The organism is Pseudorhizobium xiangyangii (assembly GCF_020531965.1).
Taxonomy (GTDB): Bacteria; Pseudomonadota; Alphaproteobacteria; order Rhizobiales; family Rhizobiaceae; genus Neorhizobium; species Neorhizobium xiangyangii.
This window is the reverse complement of the sequence record NZ_JAJAWH010000016.1, coordinates 71,517-88,926: the sequence shown is the minus strand read 5'-3', so window position 1 is coordinate 88,926 and position 17,410 is coordinate 71,517. Positions and strand designations below refer to the sequence as shown.

The 17,410-nt window shown below is 55.0% G+C and carries 16 protein-coding genes and 1 other RNA gene; 8 read left to right on the top strand and 9 right to left on the bottom strand.

What is annotated here, in order from left to right:
• Positions 1–191: 191 nt before the first annotated feature.
• The 3 genes from LH464_RS15670 to LH464_RS15660 are packed head-to-tail and all read right to left on the bottom strand — an operon-like array spanning position 192 to position 3,186.
• Positions 192–1,238, bottom strand: a complete 1,047-nt coding sequence (locus tag LH464_RS15670) for a sensor histidine kinase (RefSeq protein WP_226787333.1) — start codon at positions 1,236–1,238, stop codon at positions 192–194.
• Between the two features lie 8 nt (positions 1,239–1,246).
• The gene (locus tag LH464_RS15665) at positions 1,247–1,690 is read right to left on the bottom strand and encodes a response regulator (protein ID WP_226787332.1); all 444 of its coding nucleotides are present in this window, start codon (positions 1,688–1,690) and stop codon (positions 1,247–1,249) included.
• Entirely contained in the window at positions 1,687–3,186 is a 1,500-nt protein-coding gene (locus LH464_RS15660; RefSeq protein WP_226787331.1) for a sensor histidine kinase, read from the bottom strand. Before LH464_RS15660 ends, LH464_RS15665 begins: the two co-directional genes overlap by 4 nt.
• Before the next feature lie 897 nt (positions 3,187–4,083).
• Here LH464_RS15660 and LH464_RS15655 point away from each other — a divergent pair.
• From LH464_RS15655 to LH464_RS15640, 4 genes are all read left to right on the top strand, one after another.
• Complete coding sequence (locus tag LH464_RS15655; RefSeq protein ID WP_226787330.1) at positions 4,084–4,809, top strand: hypothetical protein; 726 nt, start codon at positions 4,084–4,086, stop codon at positions 4,807–4,809.
• Positions 4,810–4,863: 54 nt separating this feature from the next.
• Positions 4,864–5,892, top strand: a complete 1,029-nt coding sequence (locus LH464_RS15650; protein ID WP_226787329.1) for an SIR2 family protein — start codon at positions 4,864–4,866, stop codon at positions 5,890–5,892.
• Between the two features lie 258 nt (positions 5,893–6,150).
• Positions 6,151–6,387: a DUF6894 family protein gene (locus LH464_RS15645; RefSeq protein ID WP_226787328.1), complete on the top strand. Its 237-nt coding sequence runs from the start codon at positions 6,151–6,153 to the stop codon at positions 6,385–6,387.
• A 156-nt stretch (positions 6,388–6,543) separates the two neighbouring features.
• Positions 6,544–6,774 carry a DUF6894 family protein gene (locus LH464_RS15640; protein WP_226787327.1) on the top strand — a complete coding sequence of 77 codons (231 nt, stop codon included), beginning with the start codon at positions 6,544–6,546 and terminating at the stop codon, positions 6,772–6,774.
• A 461-nt stretch (positions 6,775–7,235) separates the two neighbouring features.
• Here LH464_RS15640 and LH464_RS15635 read toward each other — a convergent pair whose 3' ends face one another.
• Positions 7,236–7,787: a recombinase family protein gene (locus LH464_RS15635; protein ID WP_226787326.1), complete on the bottom strand. Its 552-nt coding sequence runs from the start codon at positions 7,785–7,787 to the stop codon at positions 7,236–7,238.
• Between the two features lie 1,257 nt (positions 7,788–9,044).
• On the opposite strand from LH464_RS15635, the gene LH464_RS15630 reads away from it, so the two are divergent.
• On the top strand, positions 9,045–10,493 hold the full coding sequence (locus tag LH464_RS15630) for a hypothetical protein (RefSeq protein ID WP_226787325.1): 1,449 nt from the start codon (positions 9,045–9,047) through the stop codon (positions 10,491–10,493).
• 89 nt (positions 10,494–10,582) lie between these two features.
• On the opposite strand, the gene LH464_RS15625 is transcribed toward LH464_RS15630, so the two are convergent.
• A complete protein-coding gene (locus LH464_RS15625; protein ID WP_226787324.1) occupies positions 10,583–10,846 on the bottom strand; it encodes a hypothetical protein in 264 nt (87 codons plus the stop codon).
• Positions 10,847–11,214: 368 nt separating this feature from the next.
• Here LH464_RS15625 and LH464_RS15620 point away from each other — a divergent pair, with 368 nt between their 5' ends.
• Complete coding sequence (locus tag LH464_RS15620; protein WP_226787323.1) at positions 11,215–11,460, top strand: helix-turn-helix domain-containing protein; 246 nt, start codon at positions 11,215–11,217, stop codon at positions 11,458–11,460.
• Here the strand turns inward: LH464_RS15620 and LH464_RS15615 are convergent.
• From LH464_RS15615 to LH464_RS15600, 4 genes are all read right to left on the bottom strand, one after another.
• Positions 11,457–12,998, bottom strand: a complete 1,542-nt coding sequence (locus LH464_RS15615) for a site-specific integrase (RefSeq protein ID WP_226787322.1) — start codon at positions 12,996–12,998, stop codon at positions 11,457–11,459. The two genes, LH464_RS15620 and LH464_RS15615, sit on opposite strands and share 4 nt — an antisense overlap.
• A 90-nt stretch (positions 12,999–13,088) precedes the next feature.
• Positions 13,089–13,247: non-coding RNA, 6S RNA (gene ssrS, locus LH464_RS15610), on the bottom strand.
• Positions 13,248–13,314: 67 nt separating this feature from the next.
• Positions 13,315–13,689: a cell division protein ZapA gene (locus LH464_RS15605; protein WP_226787321.1), complete on the bottom strand. Its 375-nt coding sequence runs from the start codon at positions 13,687–13,689 to the stop codon at positions 13,315–13,317.
• A 26-nt stretch (positions 13,690–13,715) separates the two neighbouring features.
• Complete coding sequence (locus tag LH464_RS15600; RefSeq protein ID WP_226787320.1) at positions 13,716–13,988, bottom strand: DUF4164 domain-containing protein; 273 nt, start codon at positions 13,986–13,988, stop codon at positions 13,716–13,718.
• Between the two features lie 323 nt (positions 13,989–14,311).
• Between LH464_RS15600 and tkt the strand changes: the two genes are divergently transcribed.
• Positions 14,312–16,294: a transketolase gene (gene tkt / locus LH464_RS15595; RefSeq protein ID WP_226787319.1), complete on the top strand. Its 1,983-nt coding sequence runs from the start codon at positions 14,312–14,314 to the stop codon at positions 16,292–16,294.
• An 80-nt stretch (positions 16,295–16,374) separates the two neighbouring features.
• Positions 16,375–17,385, top strand: a complete 1,011-nt coding sequence (gene gap / locus LH464_RS15590) for a type I glyceraldehyde-3-phosphate dehydrogenase (protein WP_226787318.1) — start codon at positions 16,375–16,377, stop codon at positions 17,383–17,385.
• Positions 17,386–17,410: the final 25 nt, after the last annotated feature.

Sequence of the window (17,410 nt, the reverse complement as noted above, 5' to 3'; positions counted from 1 at the left end):
AGGAACTCTCAGTTGGAACTCGGAGAACGCAGAGGCATCATTGGTTGAAGCCTTACGTTGGCGATCTCGCAGGCACGTAAAGCCTGGAGACTCAGACACGCATCCTTGTCGGGATACGCTTGAGGGGCCACGCGCCTTTACCCAAGCGGAAATGATAGGGGCCTAACTTCATATTTGCAATGGCTCGGCGGTCAGGAAGCCGTTGCCGCCTCCAGGTTGACGACCAGTTCGACACGCGTTCCGACAGAACACGGCTGATACTGGACCGCGGACCCCAGGGTCGTCGCCATGGATTTGACGATCCGGCTCCCCAGTCCGGTGCCCTTCGGGACCTCGCCGTCGCGCCAGCCGATCCCGTCGTCCTCAACGGCCAGCAGCACGCAGTCGTCCCCATGCCGCCTGAAAAGAACCCTGACTTCACCCTCCTGGCCCGGGGGATAGGCATATTTGATCGCGTTCGTCAGCAATTCGGTGACGATCATGCCGACGGAAACGGCTCGATCGGACGTCAGCGAAACAGAATCGGCCTGAAGCTGGATGACCGGCCCCTGCCGCTCGATATTGACGGAGTTCTGGACTTCGGTAACCAGCGTCCCGAGATATTTGTCCATTTCCACATGACGGACATCATCGGAGGTATAGAGGCTGCGATGCATGCCGGCGATCGCCGTTATGCGCGCCTGGGTTTCCGTGAGGGCACCCTTGACCTCGTCACTCTTGCTGTTGGAGACCTGCAGACGGATCAGCGCTGCCACGAGCGCAAGGCTGTTGGCGACGCGGTGGTTGACCTCCGCAAGCAGCACTTCCGCCCGCTCCTTGCCTAGTCGGATCTCCTGATCCGCCTTCTCCTTGGCCTTCCACAGCTCGGAGGTGGCGATCGCCTGACGAAGAGCACTCTCCATCAGCGGCCAGAACTCTTCTCCCACCGTCTTGATAACGTAGTCGGACGCGCCGTTCTTCAGCGCTTCGATCGCGATCGTCGCCTCGCTCGAACCGGTCACGTAGATGACCGGAAGCGCGATGTTCCGTTCCTTCAGCGTCCGCAAAATATCGAGGCCAGTTTCCCCGCGCAGATAATGATCGAGTACCAGTGCACTGGGCACGCAGTTGTCCAGCGCTGCCAAAGCCGACGAGGAGTCCGTTACATGGACTACCTCGAAGCCTGCACGCCCCAGATATTTCTGCGCCAGCCTTGCCAGCGCGAGATCGTCATCGACATAGAGTACGGTTTGCGGCATCAGTTCCGTTATTGCCCCGGCACTTGCATTACTGAGAAAAACAGACCGAGCTGACGGATGGCATGGGCGAAGCTGTCATAGTCGACCGGCTTTGTGATGTAGACGTTCGCACCAAGGTCGTAGCAACGCTGGATTTCCCGCTCGTCGTCCGTGGTCGTCAGGATGACAACCGGCAGCCGCTTCGCATGTGCGTTGGACTTCACCTTTTCCAGGATGTCAATGCCCGACATGTCCGGCAGGTTGAGATCGAGAAGTATTAGCAAATGACGATCTTGTGCCACAAGACCGGACCGGTCGCTGCCAAGGATATAATCCAGCGCTGCGTTGCCGTTGACGAAGGGAATTATTTCGTTGCTGACGCCGGCACGACGAACATTCTTTTCGATCAGGCGGGCGTGACCCTCGTCATCTTCAACCATGACGATGGTGACTTCTTTGGCCGCTGCCTTCATGACCTGTTACTCCTGACATACTGGGACAAATCCGCAGGCAGTCGGATGATGAATGTCGATCCGCCACCCAAGGTCGATGTCACGGTAATCTCCCCGCCTAAATTTCTCACTAACGAGCGAACATGGGCCAGCCCTATACCCTCTCCGCCCTTGTCCTGCACTCCGGACCTACGGAACAATTCGAAAACCCGCTCGTGGTCTTCCGGTGAAATGCCTCTTCCGTTGTCCTCAACTTCAATGCGCACCCCGTTGCGCCGCGCTGGCATGGCACGGATCGCTAGGCTGAGCGGACGGTCAGGGTGACGGTACTTGACCGCATTGTCGAAAAGATTGCCGAATATCTGCTCGAGCGAAAAGCGGTCCGACACGAGGCCGCGCGCACCGCCCACCGCAATCCTGATCTCCCCGCCGGCTTCATCGACCTGATGGTATATGCTGGCCGCGGTGTGTTCCAGCAACTCGGCCAGGTCGACAGGTTCGGGGCGCAGCTCCCGCCGACCGTCCCGCGATATCTTCAGGATCGCGTTGATGAGAGCGTCCATCTTCTTGGTCGAAGAGCGAATAAAGGAGATCGCCTCGGGAAGGTCTTCCTCGACAGCGAGGCGTGCATCCTGAACCTGCTGCTCCGTCAACGTCGCACCTTCGGCCAGCACGTAGGCCCGGATCGCGGTCAGGGTCGCATCGAGTTCGCTGGTGAACCCCATGATGTTCACCAGTGGAGCGCGCAGATCGTGCGACACGATATAGGCATACCGCTGAATCTCGCGGTTTGCCTGCATCAGGTCTTCCGTGCGCTCTTCGACACGTTCCTCGAGGCCCGAATTCAGCTCCTCCACGATTAAGCGCGCACGGGAGAGTTCCCGTACATGCTGCGCAACGACGAGGATTGCGCCGACGACGACCGCGATCATGACGATGCCTCCGCCGATCACAAACCATTGCATGGCGTTTGACGCGGAGCTCAGCTCTTCAATGCCGGCATTCAGGCGTGCATCCAGTGACCGAATGAGGTTCCGCAACAGCTCGCGCGCCTCGTCCATGACCTGACGGCCGTATTCCGCTCGCACAACGTCGATAGCACCGGCAACATCGCCGTTCTGCGCCATCTCGACGGTCTGCGTCAGCTCTTTCAGCTTTTCGTCGATCAACTGCCCGAGCCGCGGGAGAGAGCCCGCAAACGTCTGCTCCTCCTCAAGCGCAACTTCCAGCTGCTCCATCCGGTCCGCCACTTCCGTCAGGGCACGCCGGTAGGGTTCCAGAAAGCTCTCGTTCTGCGTCAGGAGATAACCGCGCTGGCCGGTTTCGGCTGCCTGCAACAGGGCAAACATATCGGACGAGGCGGATCGCGCATTGCGCAGTTCTACGACGGTCGCGAAATAGGATTGCGTCATCCTCGCCTGGAACAGCGATGACAGCACGATGCCAATAAGTATGATACCGCCGATCAGCAACATCAGGATCGATGAGCGGGCGAATGTTCCGGATGTGAGAGGCATATGTCCCCGAAGTCTATGAAGGTCGCGGGAAACTCGGGCGGCATCCCCGGAAAGTCAAGTGGAGCAGGGCAGGACGAGCGTGAAGAAGCGCGATCCACGGCAACCGATGGAGGTTTACGATCCTGGGTGCCTACAAACGTAGGTGGGCGCCATATGACCAAGCCCACGGGCCTGGTCAGGGACAGCTCCCTTTGGATCGAGTATGGCAACCATCTGTTTCTATATTTCTTTTCTCAGTCGCCATGCCGTTTCATCGCACTGATATCTAACCTGACACGCTCAGAAGTTCGGCTCCGGTTGAGATGCCAATGTTACAAGCGGTGTCAAAATCTGCAACAGCAAAATGCGCCTGTTGTGCGCGACCAAACAGTGTCTCCGCGTGAAATGCTTCGTATCCACCGGCACGGCATATAGAGCCTCTACCGTATCCCAAGGAGGCGGGCAGCTGCAGGTGACCCAATGAAAAGTCCTGTCGCTCAGTCGCTGATAAGTGTGACGCGTCCATGATCGCCAGCCTTAGAGGGTGCAAGATTTGCTTACTTGGCAGGACTTGAAGAATGACTTGGCTAATCTATTTCCGCCGTCGTCGTGAAGTTGGATGCATTCCCTACTCCCCCAGAGTTAAGTCGGATGCGTCCCCCTTCACGACCCCCTCTGACACCGCCCCGGCAGCACTTAAGGCGCGACTTGCCTGAACGATCTCTGGCATCGTCGTGGAGGTGGGCAGGTCGCCTACCCTTCGGCAACGGGTTCGCTTTCACGACAACCCCACGGTTTTCCCCAACGAACTTAGGTTCTGCTCGCGTTCGGCGGGTATCTGGCTTCCTGGAACCACGACTACTGGCTTAGGTTGCTTGTCAGAGTCGTGACAACGCATGAGCGTGTCTTGGAGGAAGAATGCGAAACTGGCTCAAACGTGCCAACTGGCTAATATTGGCTGGTGTATTGACAGTCGTCTATCTGGTCGCGCTTTTCTGGCAGATCGGATCAGATCGAATTTTCACGTTCTTTTCGGGCACAACCGAACTCAATGCGATAGGCGATTTCCTTGCCGGGGTGTTCGCCCCCCTCGCACTCATATGGCTGGTCGCAGCGGTCCTTACTCAACGACAAGAACTCAACGAAACCCGCGAACAGTTCGTTGAGAGCCGGAAGGTCGTTGATGCTCAATTGAAGACGATCAACAGCCAGAACGATCTACTTCAGCAGCAGCATCGACAAGCAGAAGAGAGCGCCAAGCGGACCTATCGGCTGAACCTTTTTGGCGAGCGATACAAAATCTACGATGACCTTAGAGCATTCTCGGCGAAACACGCTCCAAACCATTTCATGGGTCGTGCCCATGAGGATATGGACGGGCTCGCTCAACGGGCCTCGTTTGTATTTGGCGAAGGAATTACAGACTGGTTCGTTGAACTAAGCGAGAGCATTAGACAGATAAAAACGCTGCGTCAGAAGCACATCGACAAACAGTATGATGATTCTGGAAACTACATCGAATTGTACTCAAGCACCGAAGCGGCGCAAGAGATCTCCTCTGTGGAGAGTTGCTTGTTTGATCAACTCTCCCCAGCAGAGATACAGGACAGGCTGTACGTAGCTATGCGGGTTGGCGATGATTAATAATGGGCATTTGATTAAATACGAGATTTCGACACACGGGATAAAGGCTCACAGATGTTCGCAGACAATACAGTCTTCATTGTAGGCGCTGGAGCAAGCGCAGAATTCAATCTGCCGGTCGGTTCTGCCCTCATGGACACGATCAAGCAGAACAGCAACTTTCGGATTGAGTACGATCTTCGGGAAGGCGTTCGGGCGATTTATGACGAATTGCGGGAACGTTATCGAGACGGAAACGATCTCAGACAGCGATTTGAATCGATGGCTGAAATCAATCGGTCAATCGATCTTGCTGGATCAATAGATGAATTCATAAACCGCCATTACGACGATCCTATCATTGCGGAAACCGGAAAGCTTCAGATTGCCTACGCCATTGCCAAGGCTGAACATGGAAGCCTCTTAGCCCGGAACAAAAATAGTCGCGACCCCTTCCTATGGGACAACGTGAACGGAACATGGATCAAAACATTCACACAACTTCTGTTCGAAGGCGTGAGAAACGATGACGTCGAACAGGTCGGCAACAACATCACGATCATCGTCTTTAACTATGATAGATGTATCGAACACTATCTTACTGAAGCCATTATAAAAACGTTCCGTGGCATAGATCGGCAGAAGGCCCGTCAGATTGTCGATCAGATCAACATCATTCACCCCTACGGCAGTCTCGGCAGATTAGACGTCCATCCATTTGGAGACGAAGTAGCCTCTCACCGACTTAGGGCAATGAGCGAAAGCATCGTCACTTGGTCTGAATCCGTTGTGAGCGAGACAGCACAGCAGATTGAAGAGGCAATGCTTAGCGCCTCTACACTGGTATTCCTTGGCTTCGCGTTCGCACCTCAAAACATGGATTTGCTGGCACCAGACCGAATGAGGCATTCCAGTATGGAGCCAATGGAAATCTATGCGACCGGTTACGGCTACGATGACGTGATTGATCGGCGGTTAAAGAGGAGGATCATCAACCTCTACTCAATGCAAAGCGACATTACGAACGAAGAGTCCGTCCACATCCAGTACGAGATGAAGTGCGCCAAATTCATTCAGTCTCACAGCATGGCGCTGGTGAAATAAGGGCGTTTCCCCTCTCCTCCCGGATCACCCTTGGGCGGTTCATTACAACACGAGCCGTTCAAAGACAGTGACACCAGCCGTAAGCCATCATCCACGACGTTCTCCATCCGTTCTTATTTGATGGAGCTAATTGATCGGTTGGATTTTGACGAGGTGGACGGCGATCACGGATTAAGACCAGCATCAACAACACCGTTCGTCCCGATGGTGCCGATCAAAATTCCTACTGCATACAAGATATTGGCTGTATAGTAGCGAATGCTTAAATATCACTTCCATATTCGTGGTGAGAACGGCGAACTTGACCGTGACGAGCGGGGCGTAGAGTTCGAAACGCTGGATGAGGCCCACGCCGAAGCCGTTAGGACTGCGATAGAGATGGTGCTGGCGAGACCGGCTCATTTCCACGACGACGAGCGCGTGTTTGAGATTACCGATCCAGATGGGCTGGTTCTAAGAGAAGTGCCATTCAAGGACGTGTTTCGGCTGGAGTGATGTTGTCTGTAGACAGCAGTCCATCAGGCAATACTAAATCGCCCTTTTCTCAGTTCACGCTCGCGTGTTGCGACTGGCATGTATCGAGTTCACCGCACGAATGGAACTGTTTGAACCGGTACTGGTTTTAGCACTCCAAAGAGGAGCGCAAAGCAGATGCCCAAGTACTATTTCCATATCCGAAAGAATGACAAACTGAACGAGGATGAAGACGGCTTGGAATTCGGTACGCTCGATCAAGCCTATGAACAGGCGCTGCGGGCAATACTCGAAATGAGGTCACCGGACTTTCCCAATGTCGAAGATGACCGCGTTTTCGAGATCACGACTCCGGATGGGCTTGTTTTAAAGGAAATCGCGTTCAGCGAAGTCATCGATGTGGAGTGACGCATATAGTGGAGTGGCTATGTGAAGTTCCCAACTGACCGGGACATGAAGCCCATGATCCACAACCTCGATTGCCGATTTCCGGAGTACCCGTAAGGATTTTGTTCAACGCTAATCCCTGCTTCCGCCGCTGCTCGACCTTCTTTGAAGCAGACGTCGTCGCCATGAATGCGCACGAACGGATCACCGGTCGAGTGGTCTAAGCCGGAGTAGGAATTCGATGGAAGATCATCAACCGTGCTCACTTCGGTTGCTCCCTGCCCTGATCATGCGAGAATACGACGCAATTCAGGGGTAGTCCACGTCTGCTTCCTTAAGTGGCGGTTCGTAGTAATCCTTAGCAGTCCTTGGCAGTCCTTGGCGGGACCACATATATCGCCCCGGCACGGCAAACGCGCCAAAACCCCCACCGAGTTCCATAATAATGGAATACATGAGCATTATAGGAACTTAATCCTATATTAGCCGTCGTTTGCCAGTGCCCGGTAGACAGATGCCCTGCCAATTTTCAGTTCCTTGGCAATGTCGGTGGGGCGCATCCCGGCACCAATGAGCTTCATGACCTCATCGACAGCGATCTTCGGCGTCCGCCCCTTATAGACGCCGTTAGCCTTGGCTTTCGCTATGCCCTCAAGTTGCCGCTCTTTGCGAATGGCGGTCTCGAATTCGGCGAACACACCCAACATCTGAAGGAAGGCCCTTCCCGCTGGTGAACTGGTGTCGATTGGCTGTTCGGTCGCCTTCAGGTGGACGCCCTTGGTGGTCAATTCATCAACGATTTTGGACAAGTCGCCGATGGAGCGAGCGAGTCTATCGATGCGGGTGACTATGATCGTGTCGCCGGGTCTGGCGAACTCGATCAGCGTGGCGAGTTCATCGCGTCCTTTAGTGGTGGTGCCGGTTTTCTTTTCAGATCGGATCACCGTCGCTCCGGCAGCTTTCAACGCTGCTTCCTGAATCGATAGGTCTTGATCAGTGCTGCTGACTCGTGCGTAGCCGTAAATGTGGTTCACGATGAAAGTGTCCCATATGGGTTTAAGACCATTGAGTCATACTGTCTCGGTTGAGGAATAACAACCCTATTGAGACGCAAAAAGTGTATCAGGCGGTTGCGCTGTTTGGGTTTACCCTAATGAGACGGTGGGAGGACGGCAAAACGGGATGGACGGCAATAGAATGTCCCCTTGCTCCACTTCATCCGGTGCTTGCTGTGATGTCCCATTTTAGTCTCTATAGTATACTCTAAAGAATTAATTGGGACAAAAATCCATAAGATTCCATAGGATAGGAATCAGATTCAACCAGCTACAAGAATCTAATAAACCATGAATATAACCGACGAGCGAAGCGAGACGGTTACGGCGAAGCCGTTCCTAACGATCCATAGAAACCATTAGAATCCGTTAGAATCCATTGTTGGTTTAAATTCCAATCGTTTTCCATTTCATCTATTGATGTGTGATCTTACCCGTAGGGTGTGATGGGATTCAATAGATCAGATCATCACCTATTGGTTTCTATCGACATTGACTCCTGCCTTCGGCAGTTTCGTCCGGACGGCTTCGCCTTACCGAACTCAAGGACTAATGTTTTTTAAGATGTGATCTTACTTGATATGGTTCAAATCCCATTGGCATCCGATCAAATTCAATGGGGTTCACTCGGATAAGATCAACCCTATTGAATCCCATCGACATTGAATAACTGCCTTCGGCAGCTTCGTTCGGACGGCTTACGCCTTACCGAACTCACGGTTCATTGTATTGAAGATGTGATGTCACTCGGTATAAATCAATCCCATGGCTATCCAACCTATATCGACTGGATTCCAACTCACATCGTGAAGTGTAGCGAAGACCGGTTTAGGTATAGCAAAGAACCTGAAGTGTAGCAAAACGTTGCTGAATCTTCACGGTTCGTTCACATTTTTGTTTGACTTCCACCACGATCCATGATATTCTTTAAGAATCTTCAGCACTGACGCGCTTCACATCATCGACACCTGTTGCCACTGCTGATTTTCTCAAAGAAAATTCATCGCTTCGTACGATTTACGGCTATTTCGCCCGTCGTCAGCATGACGTTTCCCTAAATGCATTTGTTGAATGCAAGGTCTGGGCAGGACTGTAATTCAACAGTCCCTGTCGTCGGCTTTGCGCAACGAACCTCCTGAATAGAAAACGAAAAGTCTATCAAAGGTCCTCGTGTCATGCCCAGACGCACGAGGACTTTTTTCGTTTCTATTTCAAATTCTACGAGGTTTCATTTCAATGACGAAGACAATTCACATAGTAAGCGGTCCAATCGGTAGCGCAAAATCACGCTCTTTCAGAGAATGGCATGCCGAAAGGATCGCCAAATACGGTCCAATCCCGCTCACACTGGCAACCCCGACCAATAACCTCTCAAACGAGCACCACAGTCGTTTTCTGGAGCTTGGCGTGAAGTCTCATGTGATTTCACAGGAAATTTTCCGATCAGCATCAGAAGAGTTTAAGAGCCAGTGCGCGAAACGATATGACGGCGTACTAATTTGCAACAACAAGATTGCGCTCAACACTTCCACCGATACCGCGAACCGCATCCTCGTTTTAGACGAAAGCTTCTCACCGCTGGAAACCATCAAGATTTGGTTCAAGTCGGCAGAGGATGTTCAGGAACTTACCGTTACTGATAGCCATGTCGATGGATATTACGAAGTCGTCGCTACCCCAATGAATCAAAGCTGGAGCGAAGACAACGATTACAAATCGTACGGCAAACCTGCCCGCGAATTGGACGCATTCGTTAAGAACCAGCATCATCAAGTCGTCATCGATAAAGAAACATTCGATGCCGCCATCTCCGGTGAAGAGTTCGAAAAGAAGAAGAAGAAGGGCATGGAAAAAGTGCCGCTTCAGTTCACGATCTTCACACTGCCAACCATTGTGGATGCTCATAAAGAGACCATCGTTCTGGCAGCGAATTTAGAGCGTACGATGCTGGCGCTGATGTGGTCTCGCGACGTTGTATTCCAGTCTCACAAAGAGATTGAAGACAGGCTGGATTACCATGATCTAAGCCATCAAGCCGTGAACATCGTGTTGTACAATCTACCACTCAAGAACCTGTCGCAGTCCTTCTATGACCGCCTCCACAAAGATATGGGTGCTGAACTCTTCTATATCGCCTACGCCTCAACCGTAGCGACCACGTTCGGGCATCGACCGCATATCTTCTGTACGAACAAGAACGGCGACAAAGACTATGATTGGGCATTGGAATGCGAAGGGTTTGGCGAACGGGTCATGACCGCGCCGCACGGCTGGAACAGCCTGTCGCACCATACAATGGCTGTGTTTGGCGCTGCCATCAACCATGACCCGGTAACCCGTCACCGACTGATGGCATTTTACGGCATCACGGCAAAGCAAGCCAAGGCGGCACTATGCTACGAAATGGTTCAACAGTTCATCGGTAGAACCGCTGTCCGCAACAAGGACAACACAAGCACGATCACAGTCGTCGTACCCGATGAAGGCATCGCAGCATACATTCAGGAGCTTTATGGATGCGCTCCATCCACTCCCTTGGAGCTTGATCTATCGTACGAAAGGAAGGCGCTTGGTCGTCCTCAAGTCAATCGGACGGTGGAAGAGCAACGAACCTATGATCGGGAACGGAAGGCGGCGCAAAGAGCGAGGAATAAGGCAGCATCAGCCGAACAGCCGTCACTCTAAGGGCAATCGCTTGGGCAGCATATCCAGCCCCCTGCCCCATACTTGGGCTGTAGGATAGACAGGTTCACCACCGCCCTGGTGGCATCCGATCAGTAGCGTGATCGACTCCAGTCGATCTGCCAATCGCGCAGATCAACGGTGCCTGCAAGCAACTGATGAAGCGAGAATACGACTTGCTCATCATCGCCTCGCCGCTGACTCGTTGCCTGCCAAACGAAACAAGCTCGTTCAAGCTCGACGCTATCAATCTCTGTAAATGCATCCATCGCTGACAGCTTCGCCGCAGATCGGCGAGGGACGTAGAATATGATCTCCTGCCGCCAACTGCCAAAACCATTTGAGTTTAGGCTCATAGTCGAAGACCTCTCCTGATTCGCTCCTGACTTAGTTTCCTCCTGTAAACCGAGGATCGCTCCTTGGGATGATCAAGCCACCGGTCTGGTTTTCCTGGTTGCCTACCGTGCCCGCGTTCGGCGGGACGATGGTCATATCTCCGATCAGAAATTCGCTGGCTAACCACGCGAGGAAAACCAGAAAGATCGTAGTGCGGACCAAGAAGAAGAATAACTTTGTAAGCAAATCTCGTATCCATAGGTTGTGCGCACAGCCTTCGGCAGGCGCGGGCGCGCGGGTGAGTCAGCAAGACAAGAATATCTGATTTTTAGATATCTGTTTTTCAGATATATTGGAAGCCCCCAGTCGGAAAGTTTTGGGGGCACGCATGGAAAAAACGTTGCATTCGACCATGCATGCGGCACTGGTGGCGCTGCTCATTCAGAAGCGGAAAGCGTCAGGCATCACACAGGAACAACTTGCGACTGCGATTGGTGAGCATCAGTCATTCGTCGCCAGACTCGAAAGCGGGCAACGTAGGTTGGACGTTGTCGAGTATGCAATAATCGCTCGGGCTATCGGTTTTGACGCCGCGAAAGAGCTTCGCGCGTTGATCAATGGTATGTCGAATTAGGGAGTTCGGGTTGACATGCCGACCACCTCGTCAGGGTCGGAAGCGCAGATATGGAACGCTCCGATGTGTGACAGATCAAGGTCTCGATAGCTGATGGACTTTATGCCTTCATTTAGAGCATCAAGTCCGTAGCCATCCCCATAGACCCCATGCATAGCTTTTGGAGAATGCCCCTGCAGCTGATCCATGATTGCACTATCGACGCGACTATCGCGGTACGCTTGCTCGAAGGAGTGCCTGAGCGAGTGCCAAACCTTTTTCGGTCCCTTCACTCCGACACTTTCCAGAAGTCTATTGAACAGTTTTGAAGCGTGTCGATGACGCTGAAAAGAAGGTCCGACTGTGATGTCGCTGAACAAACGTTGCCCCCTTCCTACCGTCGAAGCGAAATCCAAAAAACCGAGTTCAATCAGTATTGGGTGAATTGGAATGCGCCGAACAGATGAGGCGGTTTTAACGCGCTTGCCTGATTGTTCGGCTCCGTCATCATTGATGTCAATGAACCAGATTTGGTCCTCGCAGCGAACATCCTCTCCACTCAACTGCACCGCCTCCATCAAGCGAGTCCCGGTAAACAGCGATAGCAGCGGCACCCAATACCGCCCGGTCTGGTGCATCTGGACCGGACCTGACCGAAGCCAGTTGCGCTCGCTTTCAACACCCGTAAACACTGGATGTTTGAATATCCTTTGCAACTCCTGGCTTGAAAAGCCCAGTCTCTTGTCCCGGCGGTTGCCAGTGTATGACGGTGGCGGAACCATTGGCTGCACGATATTTCGGAGGCTGTGATCGTATTCGGAGCGCGACCATCCGAACACGATGTTGGCAGATGTCATGATCTGTCTGACGCTTTCCGCCGACAACCCCGGCATGCCAAGTCTCGTCGCTTTTTCAGCAACCTGTGCCTTCGACAGTCCGGCAAAGATTTTCTGTCCGTAAGATCGAGGTGGGAGAGCGAAGAGGGTCGATTTGAGGTTCCGGATGTCTTCTTGAGTATATCGATTGAGGGGCTTATCTCCGCATATCTCGATGAACTGATCGATTTGCATCTTGCGAGTGGATTGTGTCTTCGCGCTCCATAGCTTCTCTCTTGCGACGGCTAAAAAGCACTCTGCCGCAATAACGGACATTGGGGGGAGATCGGGTCCTCCAAAATAGTGCGACCCGACCTCGGGCTGACGCCTTCCCAACTCTGCAGGAAATCCGACCATAGGACCGCGCGGGTCTGAAATGACCCCTACGCCAGAGTCAATTCCTTCGTGCCTCACGACCTCTTGGGACGGTGTCGGGGTATCATGTTTCTGTTCCATCAAGCCCGCCGCCCCACTGTCGCCGACTACAGCTCGGAGTCGAGCGAACTCAAGGTCAAACTCGACTATGACTTGCGGCAACAGGCGAACAGCGCAACGATAGTCGCGAGTCCGCAGCGACCTCTGCGCGATCTCTTTTCCATAAAGGTGTCTGATGTCGGCAGGGACTTTTACACGATGGTAAAATACGCCATTCGGATGAAGATACAGGCGATACTGGTCTGCCATTACGACTACTCGAATACGGCACCGGTGTTAAAGTCGGTGTCAAAATTGCGTTCGAGAGCCGAAAAGAAACGGAAAAAGACAAGAAAATCAGCGCGATCCACGGCAACCGATGGAGGTTTACGATCCTGGGTGCCTACAAACGTAGGTGGGCGCCATATGACCAAGCCCACGGGCCTGGTCAGGGACAGCTCCCTTTGGATCGAGTATGGCCCCAGGGATTGTGGTTCCTGTCGAGAGGCGCAGATCGCATCCAACATATAAGGCGGAAATCGTCGCAGCGCCAGTGGACACCGCGCGCAATCGGCAGATTGCCGATCTAATTCACCTGCGCCGTCCGGCCGGTCAGTTTTGCGGCCAGCGCATCCAGTCGCCCAGTGACTTCGCCAAGCGTCGAAACCAGTAACTGCTCGTTGTGCTGGTTGTTTTCCAGCGTTCCGTCCTGCGCCGATTGCAGCGCCGACATCTCCGCTTCCAGCCTGGCGACCTTGCGGGTCAGTTCCGACAGTTCATCCATCACCATGATGCCGGACATCACGGTTAACCGGAGGTCGCCGATCTCGCCGAACTGACTTTTCAGGTGGCTGACATATTGGTCGAAACGGGCGGCAAGGTCGGTGAGATGCCCTTCCTGCCCCTCTTCGCAGGCCATCCTGTAGGCCTTGCCGTCGATCGTCACAGTCACCTGGGCCATTCGAATTTCCTTGAACGGGGCAGCAGTCAGCGATCCAGCACTGCCCGGATTGTCTCCATCGCCGTCACCAGACGCCTGGACACTTCCCGATTGACCTCTTCGAGGCGGTTGGCACGAAACTGCGATTGATCGAGTTCCTGCGCAAGCTGCGCCCGGTCTTCGTGGACCCGCCGCACCTCGCCCTCGACTTCGCTGTTCTGGCGCTGGTGTTCGATCCGCATATCGACGGCATTCTCCAGTCCGCCAATGACGGCCCTGAGTTCCGCGAGTGCCTGATCCAACGTCTTTTCCGCCGGCATCCGTGTCTTCCATTTTCAACGAAGCGGAGACGCCGAATCGGCGCCATTCACCTTGCTTATTACAATCCCAGACTATGCAGCCCGGAAGGGTCGGTCAACAAATCCGCCGCCTTCGCCCACCGCTAATCTGTGAATCATCAGGGACGCTACATGCGAACCGACTTTAATACAGATGGCGGGCGATGTGTTGGAAATCTTGCCGCAGGAACGACCGGGCAAGGGCCGCTTTTGTTGACTTGCGCGTTGCACCTGCTAAGGATCAGCCGCTTTCAGGCGGTCCCTCGAAAGGACCGTGACCGACCCCCGGAAACAGCGGAATAGCCATGATCTCTCGCGAAAAACACAACCGGATGGCGAATGCGATCCGTTTTCTTTCCATGGATGCAGTGGAGAAGGCCAACTCCGGCCACCCAGGTCTGCCCATGGGCGCTGCCGACGTCGCGACGGTTCTCTTCTCACGGCACATGAACTTCGATCCGAAGAACCCGCTGTGGCCCGACCGCGACCGCTTCGTGCTGTCCGCCGGCCATGGCTCGATGCTTCTCTATTCGCTCCTCTATCTCACGGGCTATGAGGACATCACGGTCGAAGACCTCAAGCAGTTCCGCCAGCTCGGCTCCAAGACGGCAGGTCACCCGGAATACGGCCACGTTTCCGGCATCGAGACCACAACCGGCCCGCTCGGCCAGGGCATTGCCAATGCCGTCGGCATGGCGATCGCTGAACGCAAGCTTGCCGACGAGTTCGGTTCGGACCTGCAGAACCATTATACCTATGTGCTGGCCGGCGACGGCTGCTTGATGGAAGGCATCAGCCAGGAGGCGATCGCACTTGCGGGCCACCTGAAGCTGAACAAGCTGATCCTGTTCTGGGACGACAACTCCATCACCATCGACGGCGCCGTGTCGCTGTCCGACAGCACCGACCAGATCGCCCGCTTCAAGGCGGTCAACTGGAACACGATTGCCGTCGACGGCCATGATCCTGAAGCGATCGATGCTGCCATCACGGCTGCCCAGAAGTCCGACAAGCCGACCCTCATCGCAGCCAAGACCGTGATCGGCTTCGGCGCGCCCAACAAACAGGGTACGCACAAGGTCCACGGCAGCCCGCTCGGCGCCGAGGAAATCGCTGCGGCCCGCAAGTCTCTCAACTGGGAAGCAGAAGCCTTCAGCGTTCCGGCCGACGTTCTGGACGCATGGCGCCTTGCAGGCCTGCGCTCGAACAAGGTGCGCATGGAATGGGAAGACCGCCTTGGCGCAACCCCGACCGAAAAGCGCGCCGAGTTCGTTCGGCGCTTCGCCGGCGACCTGCCCGGCAATTTCGACAGCACGATCGACGCCTTCAAGAAGAAGATCGCTGAAAACAACCCGACCGTCGCCACCCGCAAGGCGTCCGAGGATGTGCTTGAAGTCGTCAACGGCCTTCTTCCGGAAACGATCGGCGGCTCCGCCGACCTGACACCGTCGAACAACACCAAGACGAGCCAGATGACGGCAATCACGCCGACCGATTTCTCTGGTCGCTACATGCACTGGGGCATTCGCGAACATGCGACGGCCGCTGCCATGAACGGCATCGCACTGCATGGCGGTCTCATCCCCTATTCCGGCGGCTTCCTGATCTTCTCGGACTATTGCCGTCCGTCCGTTCGTCTGGCCGCTCTCATGGGCATCCGTGTCATCCACGTCTGGACGCACGATTCCATCGGCGTGGGCGAAGATGGCCCGACTCACCAGCCGGTCGAGCATCTGGCCGCACTTCGCGCCATCCCGAACCTGCTCGTGTTCCGTCCGGCCGACGAGACGGAAACGGTAGAGTGCTGGCAGCTGGCGCTGAAGGAAAAGCACCGCCCCTCCGGCCTGGCGCTTACCCGTCAGAACCTCATGCCGGTCCGCAAGGAATACGAAGAGAAGAACCTTTGCGCCTACGGTGCCTATGATCTCATCTCCTCCAGCGAGGCAAAGGTAACGATCTTCGCCTCCGGCTCGGAAGTCGAGATCGCCGTCAAGGCAGCCGCCACGCTGGAACAGAAGGGCGTCGCAACCCGCGTCGTTTCGGTTCCCTGCGTCGAGCTGTTCATGCTGCAGCCTGCGGATTACCGCGAAGCCATCATCGGCAAGTCCCCGGTCAAGGTCGCTATCGAAGCGGCCGTTCGCGAGGGCTGGGACGCCCTGATCGGATCCGACGGCATCTTCATCGGCATGAAGTCGTTCGGCGCATCCGGTCCTGCCAAGGACCTCTACAAGCACTTCGGCATCACCGCGGAAGCGGTGGTGGCGGCAGCCGAGGCCAAGCTCGCCTGACATTGATCTGCCGCAAGGTCACCCGACCTTGCGGCATCTACTTCTAAACCTGCATCCGTTAGTTCACGGGAGAGAATGGAATGACTGTAAAAGTTGCCATCAACGGCTTCGGCCGTATCGGCCGCAATGTTCTGCGCGCCATCGTCGAGTCGGGCCGCACCGACATCGAAGTGGTTGCCATCAACGACCTCGGCCCGGTCGAGACCAACGCTCACCTGCTGCGCTACGACTCGATCCATGGAAAGTTTCCGGCGGACGTTAAGGTCGAGGGCGACACGATCATTGTCGACGGCGGCAAGCCGATCAAGGTCACTGCCGTGCGCGATCCGGCCCAGCTGCCGCACAAGGAACTCGGCGTCGACATCGCGCTGGAATGCACCGGCATCTTCACCGCCCGCGACAAGGCTGCTGCCCATCTGACGGCCGGCGCCAAGCGCGTCATCATCTCGGCTCCGGGCGAAAATTCCGACCTGACCGTGGTGTTCGGCGTCAATCACGACCAGCTCACCAAGGACCATCTGGTCATCTCCAACGCCTCCTGCACCACGAACTGCCTGGTTCCGGTGGTCAAGGTTCTCGATGACGTCGTCGGCATCGACCACGGTTTCATGACCACGATCCACTCCTACACGGGCGACCAGCCGACGCTCGACACCATGCACAAGGACCTGTACCGCGCCCGCGCCGCAGCTTTGTCCATGATCCCGACCTCGACCGGTGCCGCAAAGGCCGTCGGCCTCGTGCTGCCGCACCTCAAGGGCAAGCTCGACGGTACCTCGATCCGCGTGCCGACCCCGAACGTTTCGGTCGTCGACTTCAAGTTCGTTGCCAAGAAGGCGACCACGATTGCCGAGATCAACGAAGCCATCAAGTCTGCCGCCAACGGCAAGCTGAAGGGCGTTCTCGGCTACACCGAAGAGCCGCTCGTATCGCGCGACTTCAACCACGACAGCCATTCCTCGATCTTCGCCATCGACCAGACCAAGGTCATGGAAGGCAAGTTCGTGCGCGTCCTGTCCTGGTACGACAACGAGTGGGGCTTCTCCAACCGCATGTCCGATACGGCAGTCGCCATGGGCAAGCTCATCTAAGAGCCTGCTACATAAGCTGATTACA